Annotated in this window: 8 protein-coding genes; 5 read left to right on the top strand and 3 right to left on the bottom strand. The window is 47.2% G+C overall.

Annotated features, from left to right (window positions below):
* Position 1 precedes the first annotated feature (1 nt).
* Positions 2-1,978, bottom strand: a complete 1,977-nt coding sequence (gene dnaX, locus ACJJI8_RS10075; protein ID WP_444934932.1) for a DNA polymerase III subunit gamma/tau — start codon at positions 1,976-1,978, stop codon at positions 2-4.
* A gap of 235 nt (positions 1,979-2,213) precedes the next feature.
* On the opposite strand from dnaX, the gene ACJJI8_RS10070 reads away from it, so the two are divergent.
* From ACJJI8_RS10070 to ACJJI8_RS10050, 5 genes are all read left to right on the top strand, one after another.
* The gene (locus tag ACJJI8_RS10070; RefSeq protein ID WP_444914696.1) at positions 2,214-2,741 is read left to right on the top strand and encodes an RNA polymerase sigma factor; all 528 of its coding nucleotides are present in this window, start codon (positions 2,214-2,216) and stop codon (positions 2,739-2,741) included.
* 340 nt (positions 2,742-3,081) lie between these two features.
* Positions 3,082-4,131 (top strand): FecR family protein, encoded by a 1,050-nt coding sequence (locus ACJJI8_RS10065; protein ID WP_444934931.1) that lies wholly within the window; start codon positions 3,082-3,084, stop codon positions 4,129-4,131.
* Between the two features lie 472 nt (positions 4,132-4,603).
* The gene (locus tag ACJJI8_RS10060) at positions 4,604-7,156 is read left to right on the top strand and encodes a TonB-dependent receptor (RefSeq protein WP_444934930.1); all 2,553 of its coding nucleotides are present in this window, start codon (positions 4,604-4,606) and stop codon (positions 7,154-7,156) included.
* Positions 7,157-7,426: 270 nt separating this feature from the next.
* Positions 7,427-10,387, top strand: a complete 2,961-nt coding sequence (locus ACJJI8_RS10055) for a TonB-dependent receptor plug domain-containing protein (protein WP_444934929.1) — start codon at positions 7,427-7,429, stop codon at positions 10,385-10,387.
* Positions 10,388-10,487: 100 nt separating this feature from the next.
* Positions 10,488-12,110 (top strand): sulfotransferase, encoded by a 1,623-nt coding sequence (locus ACJJI8_RS10050; protein WP_444934928.1) that lies wholly within the window; start codon positions 10,488-10,490, stop codon positions 12,108-12,110.
* A 55-nt stretch (positions 12,111-12,165) separates the two neighbouring features.
* Here ACJJI8_RS10050 and ACJJI8_RS10045 read toward each other — a convergent pair whose 3' ends face one another.
* Positions 12,166-13,803, bottom strand: a complete 1,638-nt coding sequence (locus tag ACJJI8_RS10045) for a sulfotransferase family protein (RefSeq protein WP_444934927.1) — start codon at positions 13,801-13,803, stop codon at positions 12,166-12,168.
* A 92-nt stretch (positions 13,804-13,895) separates the two neighbouring features.
* The gene (locus tag ACJJI8_RS10040; RefSeq protein ID WP_444934926.1) at positions 13,896-14,204 is read right to left on the bottom strand and encodes a hypothetical protein; all 309 of its coding nucleotides are present in this window, start codon (positions 14,202-14,204) and stop codon (positions 13,896-13,898) included.
* Positions 14,205-15,253: the final 1,049 nt, after the last annotated feature.

The raw sequence follows: 15,253 nt of genomic DNA, 5'->3' as shown, positions 1-15,253 counted from the left end.
ATTAATCTTCTACTACTAGTGATTCTACGGAGCCCGGCACCAGTTCCGCACTCAATTCTGCCTGTAATTCTTGAACCAGTGGGTCAGCGACCAGTGCATCCTGGGCAGCTTCTAGCCGCGCTTGGCGGGTAGCTGCGACTAATCGGGCGGGGGTACTCCCATGTACCTGCCCTACTTGTATCTGCGCTACCACAGGCTGTTGGAAGAAGTCAGCCAGAGAGTCCCCCAGACGCCGCTGGTGAACTTCGTCGTAGAGGCTGCTGTAAGATTCATCCAGGGTGAACGAGAGTATATTGTCCTGCCTGCCCACCATCTCCAAGTGCTGGGCAATAGAGTGCAAAATACCGGTAATACCCAGCTGTCCATACATTACCGGCCAACTGCCAGGCGTTAATGCTTCCAAACGCCCTTTTGGCACTTCCTGACTGCGGCTTTCTACCGGAGCCTCCCGCGAGGTATTCACCGTATTTTGTGGTACTGGTTGCTGTGGTGCCGGCGCCGACTCCACTTCCGCAACTCGCTGGCGAAGCTCGGCCAGGACATCTTTACGCTGGGGACGTTCTTCTGCCACTCCCCGGACAGGAGACGGGCTTGTAATTTGCTCCGGCTGAGCCTCCGTCGCTGGCTCACTGATCATTTCAGTTGGGGCTGCAGGCTCTACCTCCCTTTGCTCTGCCTGATTCTGCAACGGCTGCAGGCCCTGCACTGCCTGCCGGGGAGCCACATCAACCTTTGTAACAGCCTGCGGCTGTGCCGCTTCAGGCTTTTTTGCCGGACTGACCTCCGGTACTTCTGGCGCTACAGGGGCCTGTGGCTGTAGCGCTTCTGGAGCTGGTGCTGGTGAAACGGATTCGGAAGCCGATGGCAGTGGAGAACGGGGAATATCCGCAACTCCCTGGGGACGGAAGGCCAACATCCGCAGTAGAGCCATTTCAAAGCCACTGCGCTGATCCGGGGCCAAGGGCAAGTCACGCCGGGCCAGCAGGGCCATCTGGTAATACAGCTGCACATTTTCCGGGGCGATACGCCCAGCTAAATTTCTCAGTCGCTCACCATCACCCAGGGAATTATCGATAGATTGCGGCAACACCTGAGCCACTGCGATACGGTGCAGGTTATCGGCGAGTTCTGCCAGCGCAGCACTGTAATCAGGGGCCTGCTGAGACAACTCAGCAACTGTGGCAAATAAAGCCTGTGCGTCCTCTTCAGACAAGGCTTGCAGCAGCTTCCACACCAAACCGGTATCGATACTGCCCAGCATACCGCGCACTTCTGCCTCGGTAATTTGCCCCCCACCAAATGCGATGGCCTGGTCAGTAAGACTCATCCCATCTCGCATACTGCCATCTGCGGCGCGACCGAGATGCCACAGGGCTCCTTCTTCAAACGGAACCTGTTCCTGCTCCAACACAAACTTCAAGTGCCCCACAACCCGCTCGGGGCTCATATTCTTCAGTTTGAACTGGAGACAGCGGGACAGCACGGTAACCGGCAACTTCTGCGGATCAGTCGTTGCCAATAGAAACTTCACATGGGGAGGCGGTTCTTCGAGGGTTTTTAACAGCGCGTTAAACGAGCTGTTCGACAACATATGGACTTCGTCGATCAGGTAAACCTTGAAGCGGCCCCGGGTCGGTGCGTACTGCACGTTCTCAAGCAGTTCACGAGTATCTTCGACCTTGGTACGCGAGGCTGCATCCACTTCGATCAAGTCGACAAAACGGCCATCGGCAATCTCATTGCAAGTGTGGCACTGGCCACAGGGTTCGGAACTAACTCCCTCTTCACAATTCAGACACTTGGCCAGGATTCGTGCGATCGTGGTTTTACCCACACCACGGGTACCGGCAAAGAGGTAGGCGTGGTGCAAGCGACCATTATCCAGGGCGTTGATCAACGCCTGGAGAACATGCTCCTGTCCCACCATCTCGCGAAACAGCTTCGGCCGCCACTTCCGTGCCAGTACTTGATAACTCATTCAATCTCCGGTGCTCGACACACCTCTGCAAGGTCTTATTGTCTGCGCCTGTGGCGCGGCCGCCATTATACCGGCATCCACCGTCAGGCATAGAGAATCGAAGAGTGTGACCAGTCAAGTTCTATCGTACCTCTCGTAGCGAAACCAATGCTTGTGATATAACTGTGCGCCAGCTCGCACTAAGAACAATCAGTCCATAACTACAGCGAGCAGGGTACGGGGATCACGATCAGTAATGAATAAGGCCAGGAAGACGCTTCTTGAAAGGCTGTTTACCGAGCACGGACAGGCCTTGGTGCGCTTTGTCTCTCGCATTGTAAAAAGCCCTGACGATGCCGAGGATATCGCCCAACACGCCTATCTACGCCTGCAAAAACTCAGCGATGAAAAGGAACTCGAGAATCCACGGGCCTACCTCTACCAGATTGCCAACAACCTGGCCGTAGACCAGCTGCGTCGGGGCAAGCTGCATGTAGAGTACGTGAGCCAGCAGATCCCCATGGAGGGTGAACCCTATAACGACGACCATGCGGACCACCAGTCACCAGAAAGGTTGCTGGCAGCCCGCCAGCAACTACAGTCCATCTACGAAACCATGGACAAGCTACCCCTAAAGTGCCGCCAGGCCTTTCTATTACATAGGACCCGGGGCCTCTCCTATAGCGAGATAGCTAAGGAGATGAATATCTCCGTGAGTAGTGTGGAAAAGTATATTTTGCAGGCTTTGAAAGCGTGTCGTAAAAAGGTAACTCCTGAAAGGTGACCTTCAGTCAGTTGCGCCACTTATGACACCTATCCTTAACATAACGATAAAAAGAAGATGAATCACCGGTATTCAAACCTTAGCAGCAGCGCCACAAAATTATTTGAGGGGGGAAGCTGTTCAGCCGTCTCAGCTTCGAAGGGCCGTATTGAGTAAACCTAAATACTCTACATACAACAGAACTTTTTACTGCAATACAGTAAAAACACGTTGGAATTATTTTTTTACTCATAGGTCCGTGTAGTAAAGGTCGCACAAATTGAGAGACTTTGAGTAATATGCCGCCTTTAGTATCAAAGTACTAAGTTAATTTTCGCAAATCCAAGGTGCTAGAGCAGCCATGAAGACTAACCCTAAGCAAGCATTAAGTGAAGATAGCCTGGATCAGGCTTGCGCTTGGGTTGCTCGTTTGCGCTCTGACTCGATCACATCTAGCGACCGCCGTCAATTCAAGCAGTGGATTTCCAAAGAAGAGAATCAGCTGGCTTTTACTGAAATCACTGAACTCTGGGGAGATTTGGGGGCCTTGTCTCATCTGCCGATCGACACACTGTTCCCTGAAAGCATCCCCTATCCACAAAGTAAAGCGGCCTCATGCTCCGCATCTAGCGAAACACAGAAGCAGCTGAGCTCGAAGCAATGGACATTGCCTCAGTGGCTTATGGGCGGAGGACTGGCAACCTGTGGAGCAATAGTTGCCCTGTGGGTTGGTTATCAGGGTATGGGCGGCGAACTCAAAGCCCAAATATATGTGACCGAACGCGGACAAATACAAACCATAAGTCTGTCCGACGGCTCAGAAGTGAAACTGAACTCAAATAGTGAACTTCGGGTAATCTATAACCGCAATGAGCGCCGCACGGAGTTAGTCCGAGGTGAAGCCTTCTTCGAAGTGGCAAGACAAACTTCTCGCCCCTTTACTGTTACTGCCGGCAGCGCCAATATCCGCGTATTGGGAACTGAATTTAACGTTGAGCTCAACCCGCAGAGCACGAAAGTATCCGTAACCGAAGGCACCGTCTCAGTCAGTGAGACCGATAGCGCTCCCGGCTTAGGACCCGAATCAGTACAACTAATCAAGAACGAAAAAGTCAGTGTTTCTGAAAGAGGCCTTAGCCCAATTGGCCAAACATCACCGGAAGAAGCTACCGACTGGACAAAAGGACTGTTAGTCTTTGAAAAAACCCCACTTAAGGATGCTTTAACTGAGTTAAACCGCTATTTAGCTGTTCCCGTTGCCGCCTCCCCCCAAGTAGAGGACAAATTAGTTTCGGGGACCTTCGAGATCTCCGATCCAGACAGCACCTTGAAAGCTATCGCTACTGCGCTCGACTTACACGAAGACCACAGTAACTCCAACCTGACTATCTTGTCTCCCGCACATAACTAGGTTATAACCGTCATCACGGCGGTTATATATTAGGCAAGCAAAATAAGCCCGCCCAGAATCTAAGAAGAACTATCAGTTTGCTGCATTTTGACATGCTGCATGTATTTGAATGGGCACCTCATTGACACCTAGGCACTGGATAACAATATCCCTTGTGTTAGCGCTTTGTTCCCCTAGCGCTACCTATGCCCTGTGCCCAGAGTCAGGAATCGAAATCTCCAAAGGAAACCTTTCTCAAGCCCTGATATCTCTGGGCCAGCAATGTAAAATATCACTACTGGTTAGAGCCTCATCAGCTGCAAAATTTCAAGTTAACAGGCAGACACTACTTAGCCCCGATGGCCATTTTGAGCCCGCTCTAGAACAACTATTAGAAGGAGTACCGCTATCCTTCAAAAAAGTAGGCCCATCATCAGTAGCTGTTATTGAATCACCCCAGACTGATTCTTCCCGGCAAATAGCAACGGAAGCTTTGCAAACCGAAGAAGTAACGGTTACCGGCCAAAGCCTAACCGGAAGCCACTTGCGCCACTTCCAATCAGAAGGATACCTGCCGGTAGACCGCCTTTCGCGAGACCAGCTGGAGATGACCGGCGCTCAGACTATTGCCGATTTACTAAAGTTTTTACCTGCCATTTCAGGCAACTCCACAAGCACTTCAGTTAGCCAGGAGAGCGATGGTACTGCAGCAGTCTCGCTACGCGGCCTACCAGCCAATAGCACTCTTGTTCTCCTCAATGGGAGGCGAATCATCAGCGATGGATTTAATGGTGAAGCGACCGACTTAAACACTATCCCTCTAGCACTAGTTGAAAGAGTCGAGATTCTAAAAGACGGAGCTTCAGCTGTTTATGGCTCCGATGCTATCGCGGGAGTTGTGAATATTATCTTGCAAACTGACTTTGAAGGGCTCTCGATGAAGAGCTATTACGGACAAGCTTCGCAAGGTGATCGACAGAGTGAATCTCACCACCTAACCTGGGGGTGGAGAGGGGACCGGTCTCACGTAATGTTTAACCTGGCCCAAAATCGCCAGGGAAAAGTAATGAGCCGAGACAGGGACCTATCCAGCTCAGCGGATAGTCGCGCAATTGGGGGGACCGATCAGCGGTCATCTGCCATCCCAGATGGCTTTATTGCCCTCGAGAGAAATGAGGTATTAACCAACCTCTCCCCTGGGACCTATCAGAACTGGTCGCCGGAAGAGAAATTTAACTACAGCGACTACACCTCAGCAATTACCCCCACCCAAAGCGACTCAATATACATAGCCGGCAACCTGGATATTGGCGAAAGCACGCAAGCTTTTTCTGAAATTATGGGCGTCCGATCCAGCGGAGTATCAACCTCTGCTCCCACCCCTGTATTCACACGCTTTGACAACGGGGACTTAACGATAGCGGCTGATAATATTTACAATACTTTTAACGAAGAAATTTATGATGTCCGCAGACGCGTTATCGAGCTTGGCCCAAGGACACAAAATAACCGAACAAACAGCTGGAGATTCAATACCGGAATTAAAGGCTTCTGGAATGAATGGCAATGGGAACTGGGTGCCTCAATCCACAGAACTTCTAAGAAAGAAACACTAAACAATGTAATAGATCCCTTTGCGCTCTCCCTAGGGCTAAAAGGACCAGATGTCTGCAATACCACAACTTCCTGTGTGGCCGTAAACCTTCTTGGCCCCAGCGGCAGTATTGATGCGGAACAACTAGAGTTCATTCGTGGCAAGAGTATAACCACTAGCAACTCGCGAATGACATCTTTCACATTCATAACTGACGGCATTATCAAAAAGATATCGGCAGGAAATATTCTTGCAGCAGCAGGAATTGAGTTCAGACGGGAAAGCGTAAGTCTTCACTCCAATGATAATTTCGGAATGTCCTTTATTGGTGGGCATGCCCCTGGATCTACAGAAGGAACCCGGCTTGTCAAAGAAGCTTTTGCTGAGGTGTCCATCCCGCTAATTTCAGAAAAGCTATGGCTAGATGGTGCCATTAGAAGCTCTCACTATGACGACTTCGGGGATACTAGTAACCCCAAACTGGCTCTGAGATGGAAACCAACCCCCTCACTTCTTGTACGAAGCAGCTATACCACAGGATTTAGAGCCCCAACTCTCACAGACATGAATCAACAGGGCTACCAAACTCAAGAATTTCTATTCGACCCCTGTACAAGCACAAATACAAGTGACCTTCCTGGCTGCCAATATCGGTCTGACAGCTCGCGGATACAATATTTAACTGAATTTAGCGGTAATCCAGATCTAGCACCTGAAACATCCCGCACAATTTCTCTCGGAGTGACATGGGAGCCCCTCAAGCTTCCCGACTTTACCGCTAAATTTGATCTTTATGACATCGACGAAGACCAAGTGATCGGCACCAACCCCCAGTTTTTGTTGGACCAAAATGCCTACTACAACCTTTATACTGACTTGGTCATACGCGACCAGAGCGGTGATATAACCAAAATATACGCTTCTCGTATAAATCAAGGAAGCCGTGAGATCCGCGGATATGACGCAGCCTTTCGTTATAACTTCCAATTAGAGGGTGAAAACGAGCTGCATTTGGCTTTAAACATCAGCAGAATGCTTCACTACTTCAATCAAAGCTCACCTAACTCAACCAAAGAAGATCTATCTGGCACCTTCACAGATATTTCAGCCGGCGGCCCAGGATCATTGCCAAAATGGAAAGCCAATGCTGGAGCCTACTTAAAAAAAGGCCCTTGGAATGCCGGCTATACTGTCCATTATGTAGACAGCCTTAATGAAACGTTTACCAGCCTGGATGGCACAAGCGAAAACCGCAACATCAGCGACTGGTCTTCACACGATATTCAGGTTGCTTACACTTCGGGCTCTAGACTGAGGTTTGCCTTCGGTATCAATAACTTGCTTGATCGCTCACCTCCTTTTGCTTCAACCGCAGAGAGCAACAACCACGACTACTTAACATATGATCTTACCGGTCGATTTTTTTACGGAAGCTTTTCTCTGAGCCTCTAGGTTACACCTTTCTATCCAAACCCCTGCTACTCCCCCTTACCGCTCTCAGACAAACCAAAAATAAAAAAAGACTGATAAGCAAACGCAAGCTGACCTACCAAACCTGACAATACGCAGTATCAGAAAAAAACACGATTCTTTTGAGGGGTTCCGTCCGCCAAACGTTAATAGGTGTGTTGGGAGGGAAGTAGCCACTTGGGGGTAGCTACTTCCGGCAATCGTCATTCATGACAAAAGACTAGAAATCCAACGATCAAGAGAGGATTGACAATGAAAAAGAACCTCCTGTCTGTAGCTGTCAAAGGAGCCCTTGGCTTCACCGCAGCTGCAATCATGGTTCCGGCTATGCCCGCCTTCGCTCAACAAGATGCAGAGATCGTAGAAGAGGTTGTCGTTACCGGTTCTAGAATTCAGCGTGACGCAAACGAGACAAGCGTCAGCCCGGTAACTTCTGTAAACTCAGAAGACTTCAAAGCAACAGGTGTTGTTCGGGTTGAAGACCTACTCAACGACTTGCCACAAGTAGCTGCCACTCAAACAGCAGGCCAAGCTAATGGCGCAACCGGTACTGCCACTGTCGACCTGCGTGGCCTTGAAGCAAAACGAACTTTGGTTCTAATTGATGGCCGTCGTATGCCGGCCGGTTCTCCTATTGCTGGTGGTGGTTCTGCAGACCTGAACCAAATTCCTGGCGCCTTGGTAGAACGAGTAGAAGTACTCACTGGTGGCGCATCAGCCGCTTATGGCTCTGATGCAATCGCTGGTGTCGTTAACTTTGTTATGATGGATGATTTCGAAGGCGTACGCTTCGAAACACAAACCAGCGTTTACCAACATAATAATGACAACAGCCACATGCAAGATCTGGTCACATCCAGTGGCTTTGATGTTGCTGACGGCAACACTACCGATGGCGAAATCAACGATTTCTCCTTGATCATGGGTGCCAACCTAGATAATGGCCGAGGCAACGTCACAGCCTACGCCAACTACCGCAAAATCGAAGCGGTTCTTCAATCCGATCGCGATTACAGTGGCTGTGCCCTGGGCATTCGTACGCCATCCAGCTCAACCGTCACTAGCACTCCAACCTCTGCTGATCTAAGTGATCGCTGTGGGGGCTCTGGCACCTTGCCTAACGGCCTGATCACCCCATTTGATGGTTCGACTTATTACAACGTTTCCGGCAATGAGTTTGTGGACTGGGATGGCCAGCTGTATAACTACGGCCCACTAAACTACTTCCAGCGTCCTGACGAGCGCTGGACCATGGGTGTATTTGGCCACTACGATATTAGCGACAATGTCAACTTATACACTCAACTGTCATATTCAGATGACCGTACCGTTGCACAAATTGCACCGTCTGGTAACTTCTTCGAAACCAGCAGCATCAATTGTGACAACCCGCTACTGTCCGACCAGCAACGTGATTTGATTTGTACGAGCGCTGGCCTGGGTGCAGACGATGATGCACCTTTCTATATCGGCCGACGCAATGTAGAGGGTGGTCCACGCCAGGATGACCTTCGCCACACTAGCTTCCGCGGTGTATTTGGCTTACGCGGCGACATCAATGAAACATGGTCTTATGATGCTTACGCTCAATACGCAGAAGTAAGTATGGAAGAGACATATCTCAATGATATGTCTAATACCAACATTCGTCGCGCGCTGAATGTTGTTACTGACCCTGAAACCGGTGAAGCCGTGTGTCAGTCTGTTTTAGACGGCACCGACCCGAACTGCGTACCTTGGAATATTTTTGAGGAAGGTGGTGTAACTCAGGAAGCACTTGACTACTTAATCCTACCTCTTTTTGCCCGCGGCACTACCGAGCAAGAGATCTACTCTGCCTACGTTACTGGTAATTTAGGTGACTATGGCGTCCAGCTGCCTACTGCCGACAGCGGCGTAGCAGTGGTGATAGGTGCGGAGACTCGTCGTGAAGCTCTGGACTTTAGCCCAGACAGCGGCTTCCAGTCTGGAGATGGCGCTGGTCAAGGTGGCTCCACTCAGCCTGTAAGTGGCTCACTGAGTGTTAAAGAGTTCTTCACCGAAGCCAACATCCCTCTTCTGAGTGGCCTGCCTGGCGCCGAATACGCAGGCCTGGAGCTTGCTTACCGCTATTCAGATTACGACACCGACATTTCCACTGACACATACAAAGTTGGTTTTGACTGGCAGCCAATTTCCGATGTGAGAGTACGTGCGAGCTTCCAGTCCGCTGTTCGTCATGCCAATATCCGTGAGCTTTTCACCGGCCAGGGTATTGCTCTGTTTGATATGAACGTTGACCCTTGTGGCGGCTCTTCACCTCAAGCCTCTTTAGCTGAATGTGCTCTAACTGGCGTAACTGAGGCACAGTACGGCAATATCCCTAACTCTCCTGCTAACCAGTACAATTACTTGCAGGGCGGTAACCCAGACTTGGATCCTGAAGAGTCAGAAACTGTTTCTGTCGGCTTCGTCTTCACACCAAGCTTTGTAGAAGATCTGACTGTTAGTGTGGATTACTTCAATATTGAAGTGACTGACGCCATTACTTTTGTAGATCCACAAACCATCATTAATCAGTGTATCGACACCGGCGATTCCGCATTGTGTGACAAGATTAACCGTGGTTCTAACGGAAACCTTTGGATTGGTGACGCCCACGTAGAGTCCACCAATACCAATATTGGCTTCTTTGAAACCGCTGGTTTTGATATTAACGCCAACTATGGCTTTGATCTCAACACTATGGGGTCTGCTAACCTCAACTTCATCGCCACCTATCTGACCAAATGGGATCAGCAGGAAATTCCTGGCAATCCGGTAGAAGACTGTGTCGGCAAGTGGGGCTCATCCTGTGGCACTCCTACTCCAGAGTTCGTAAGCACTCTTCGCGCAACCTGGGCTACCCCTGTAGGTGTTGATGTGACTGCTGCTTGGCGCCACATCAGTGCAGTAGATGACCTGAACACTATCGGAGTTACCGATGCAAATGACGTAGTTCACACTGTCGACGTGAACCAAAACTTCGACGCTATGGACTACCTGGATCTCTCTGCATCTTGGGCTGCCACAGACAACCTTGTTATTCGTGGTGGCATCAACAATGTTACCGGAGAGGAGCCACCTTTGACCGCAAATGCTGGAGCAGGCATTTACGGAAATGGTAATACCTTCCCCGGTGTATACGATGCTCTAGGCCGCTATGCGTTTTTGGGCATGACTGTAGAATTCTAATTGGTTAACATTTAGAGAATCTACTAAAAAGCGCGGCGAGGACACCCTCGTCGCGCTTTTTTAAGCTCTATAAAAAATGCAACATGAACTTGAGAATAGAATGCAACGAGATCAGCAAGCCACTATAAAAAAACTATTTCATAGTGCGCAGGCAGCCATATCGCAAAGCCAACCTCAATTAGCCCAACAGCTGTTGCAGAAGGCACTTACCATTGATTCAGGACATGCCAACATATGGCATCTTCTAGCAGATTCCCATTGTAGATCACAGGGTTTACCAATGGGAATTAGCACATTGAAGTCCGCAATAACCCAACATAAGTTTCCCCCCACCGAAATAATTTCTCTCCAGATTCACCTCACCAGCCTTTACATCAAGTCTGGCGACTTAGGCGAGGCCGCAAGCTGTATCGATCTAGATACCTTGATAAGAATCCAAGACCCTATATTGGCCGGGCGTGCAGGTTATTTGCTAGCGGTATGTGAAGAACATAAATCCGCTCTTACTGCCCTAGAAGCCGCACTACTTTTAAACCCAAGCAACCCAGAACTTCTATTCAATGCAGCCTCAACACATCGAGCGCTGGGCAACCTCAAGACTGCTGAAAAAATATACGATCAGGCCATAAAACTAGCTCCCAGCAATTTTCCAGCTTACTGGTTAAGATCAACACTAAGAAAACAGACAAAAGATAACAACCACACCCAGGAACTAGAACAATTAATATCTAAGGACTCCACACCAAATACAGGCAAAATCCAACTACAATTCGCCCTGGCAAAAGAACTTGAAGATTTAAACCAATTCAAGAATAGTTTTTTAGCTTTAAAACTTGGATCCCAATTGAAAAAAGAAAACCTTGGATACAAGGTTGAATCAGATCTTTCTGCAATTGATGAAATTCGCAAAACCTATAATTTTGACTCCATCAACAGTAAACCAAATAAAAAAAACGGAAAAGGAGAAAATATAATCTTTATTCTCGGCATGCCGAGAACCGGCTCTACCCTTGTCGACAGAATCCTCTGCTCTAATAATCAAGTAAACTCCGCTGGCGAACCTGACACATTCGGTGAAATATTCTACCGGGCCGCGATGCAAGCTTCAGGAATTCAATCTCTCAATAGCGATTCCCAAGTACAAGCTATCCGTAAAAGCATAAATATCAATTTTGAAGAACTGGGAAGAGTGTACGAAAACAAATTAGAAGGGATCGCAAAGCAAAAGAACAGCCTTTTTATTATTGATAAAAACCCCAGCAATTTTTTATATATTGGAGCAATTAAACTCGCGCTCCCAAAAGCAAAAATAATCCACATCAATCGAGATCCGATGGATACATGCTACGCTATATTTAAAACCCTATTTAAATATGGCCACCCATACTCCTACTGCATGGAAGACCTGGCAAGATATTACATCGCTTATAGAAAGCTAATGTCTCATTGGAACAACTTATTCGAAGGTGAATACTTGGAGCTAAGATATGAGGAGCTTGTGCAATCCCCCCGAACAACCTCCAAAATATTGATGAGCTATTGCAACCTTGATTGGACGGAAGAATGTCTAGATTTTCACAATAAGAAAGATAAAGGGACAGCAACAGCAAGTGCAGCACAGGTCAGAAAACCTATTTACACTAGCTCCCTTGGCCTATGGAAAAACTACAAACAAGAACTGGAACCACTGAGAAAAATTCTCGCACACAACAACTTACTCTAGCCAACTCAAATAAAAAACAATCTCTACGGCAGCTTACAGCAATAAACAAAACATACTAATGAAGCCCCAGCATATGCTGCCTATAATTCACATAACGCCCAGAGGACTTCTTATATAAAGGCCTTCTAACCTGCCAAATGCTCGCAGTCTTCACCACTCCTTCCTTCTCCGAAAAGTTCAAACAAGAATCCTCCCATTCAAGCTCAAGAAAATTCAACAATTTTTCAAGCTCACCCTTTGGGGAATGAACAAACTTATCATAATCCACACAGCACACCGAATCAGGAAATAAGCGCCTCCAATGCTCCATCAACAGCTCCTGCTGCCGGTAATAATGCCCTATCCACTCAAGATCAACAGAATAATTCATCCCTGCCCCTAATTGCTGAAAGTAGACGGACAGGCAATTATCCATAAAATCCCGTCTCGTCCATATAACTTTAGCTTCAGGAAAAAGACTCTTAATAAACCCTACATGTAAAAAATTATCAGGCCTTTTATCGGTAAAGAGACTCTTCAGATCAAACTTCCTGCTAACATGGTCCTCATAAGCTAATGCAGTACTTTCAAAGAAATCATTCTCCCTATCTTTAAGCTGTAAAAAATATGCACCACCCAATCTTGCAACTTGCCTGGGAATAAAATCGAGCTCCCCACCCGCAGTCACCTGGGAGTGTCCACTCAAAACCCTTTCTAACAAGGTAGAACCAGAGCGCAACATTCCACAAATAAAAGTAGGGGCAAAGCCTTCTCTTTGTGGCAAATTTTCAGCCCACTTTTGGTCAAAAGTTGATATAAGATCCTTCACATATTTTTCCTGCAAGTCCCCTTGATACGGGCGGAACCTCTGACGTCCGATTTCATTAGCTTTATGATAGGCCTCAAAAGCGTCGTCATATTCAGCACAATCATCAAGAGCCTTGCCTAGAGAAAACAGCAGTTCTTCATGTTCCAGCGGAGATGCCACACCGGACGATAGGGCAGCTTTTATCTCACAAACAACTGGATCATCCTTACTCTCAATTTCACTTTGATACGCCAGCCTACAGAGAGCGGGATAATAATTTGCATCTAATAAAAGTATCTTTCTATATAACTTCCCCGAGTAAACCCTATCCCCTCGCTCCTCAACCAGCCCAGCTAAGTTAAACAAAGCTGGGATATAATTTGGATCCACTAACAGAGCTTTTTCATAAAACCTTACCGCCAGCTCCAGCTGATTCATATCTGCGTACACTAGCGCTAGGTTGTTGTAAACTTCCTCTAGACCATCAATTCCAAGCTTCACCGCCTTTTGATAAGCTTCCGCAGATTCCTCAAGCTTACCTAGCCTCTTTAACTGCAAAGCCAAATTGAACAAACAATTCGGCTGATTCGCATTGAGGAGTAAAGCATACTTGTACATTTCCACTGCGCTTTCGCTTATTCCTGAAGCGGCAAATGTAGAGGCTAGTTTAAGAACAAGCTCTATACTTAAAGGCTTAATTGATACAAACTCTCTCTGATAATAAATCGCCCTTTCAACCTTTTTACTTGCAATATAAAACTGGCAAATTTCCGCAAGGACCAACTCATCCTTAACACCTAAATTAAGCAATGCCAGTAAGATATTTTCTGCTTCAGATAAATTTGAAGAAGCACACGCTTCACGCGCACGCCCCAACTCCTTTAAAAGACCGCGTCGATTTATCATTTCTACAACTATTTATGTTTGAGTAAAATGCTAAGTATCAGTATGGAAGGAAGTAGACCCCTCCGTCACAAGAAGGGTCGACCCAAAACTCCTTAAATCCCGTCAGGGTTTCCCTGCGCGCCCCTACGACTAGCAGAGTTCACCATGCTTTTTGAGGCTTCAGCAACACTCTTCCACTCTTCAGCCGTCATGCATGTTTTTTCTTTAAACCGGGACCCAGTAATAGAGCGTACTTTACAAATTAAGCGGCTTTCAGATGTTTCAGCCTGAGAGCCAGCATCACTACTTGAAGCGGTGGCCAGATCATTATTTGCCCCCCCTTCATCAACTACTGGTTTACTTGCGCACGCACCAACAAGTACAACAGTGCAAAGACCAGCTAAAGCTACTTTCAAGCCCATTATTTTCTCTCCTTGTTTAAAAACCATTACGGTATCGACTCGAAACTCGATTCTATACCGATATAGGCTCCAGCGCATACAAGGACCCCAGATAGAGTGACTACCAAATAGCCACTTCAAGCGCAGGTTATGCCAATCTTCACAGCACAAGATCTATTTTTAGGGCCACGCCACCATGAAGACTACCGCACCAAGCACCTACATTAGAATCCGGGCTCTTTGAACATTAAGGAAATACTCATCTATAGTATTTATGAAAACAAAATACTAACAAGGAGCAGAAAAACTAGAATTATAGATTCAGCTATTGTTAACGACTACTAATCATCCCCAAGTCACCTTCTACCAACTCAAAAAAGAAGCTTTAATCTATAAATCCATACCACTGCCAGAGATCATCTTGCCACCTAGTCCAGTAGAGATAATTCATTAGTTTTAACAACACCAACTATCCAGAAAAGGAACATGAGTACGCGTGTGGATCACATTAAACAGTTAAACCCACATCACCCCTATCAACCTTGCAAATAAGTTAAAGAAAATAATAGATTCAAAACAAAGTGCATAGAATCAAGCAGAAATCGGCAAAGTGTATGCACTGGAAGTGACTTAAATAGTCTCAGGCTATGCACTATCACAAATCAGTGACAAATCTAACTGCAGGATAAATATAGAAATTCATCGCTAAGATTAAAGCGGGATTTCCCAAGAGCTTTATCACTCTATCCCACAAAAAAAGCACTGGAATGAACGCACAGTAGGATACACCTTTCGTATTCAGTAACTTTCTAAGGTTAAATCTGAACCTTACTGCCCCCTCACGGAAAGACTTGCAGCTAAATTTACCAAAATTTAGCTTTTCACCGCCCTCTGACGAGAGGGTCAGCCAAAAAACATTATCAACTAAATTTCAGTCCAAAATTGAAAAATATAGCTTGTTTTATCAGGTTATTGAGCTGTTCAACCTAAAAAAATCAAAAATTAAACCAAAAACTTCATTTAAAGGCTCTTGATATCTACAACCGAGTAGATCATTAAATCACCAGAAT

The sequence above is a fragment of the Microbulbifer maximicatervae (SeqCode) genome (genome assembly GCF_052467695.1).
The sequence above is the reverse complement of the archived record's forward strand: the minus strand, read 5'-3'. Positions and strand labels throughout refer to the sequence as shown.

Excerpts from the sequence above, each read along its gene's own strand:
- dnaX (WP_444934932.1), bottom strand. The coding sequence starts at position 1,978 with ATGAGTTATCAAGTACTGGCACGGAAGTGGCGGCCGAAGCTGTTTCGC.
- ACJJI8_RS10070 (WP_444914696.1), top strand. The coding sequence starts at position 2,214 with ATGAATAAGGCCAGGAAGACGCTTCTTGAAAGGCTGTTTACCGAGCAC.
- ACJJI8_RS10065 (WP_444934931.1), top strand. The coding sequence starts at position 3,082 with ATGAAGACTAACCCTAAGCAAGCATTAAGTGAAGATAGCCTGGATCAG.
- ACJJI8_RS10055 (WP_444934929.1), top strand. The coding sequence starts at position 7,427 with ATGAAAAAGAACCTCCTGTCTGTAGCTGTCAAAGGAGCCCTTGGCTTC.
- ACJJI8_RS10050 (WP_444934928.1), top strand. The coding sequence starts at position 10,488 with ATGCAACGAGATCAGCAAGCCACTATAAAAAAACTATTTCATAGTGCG.
- ACJJI8_RS10045 (WP_444934927.1), bottom strand. The coding sequence starts at position 13,803 with ATGATAAATCGACGCGGTCTTTTAAAGGAGTTGGGGCGTGCGCGTGAA.
- ACJJI8_RS10040 (WP_444934926.1), bottom strand. The coding sequence starts at position 14,204 with ATGGGCTTGAAAGTAGCTTTAGCTGGTCTTTGCACTGTTGTACTTGTT.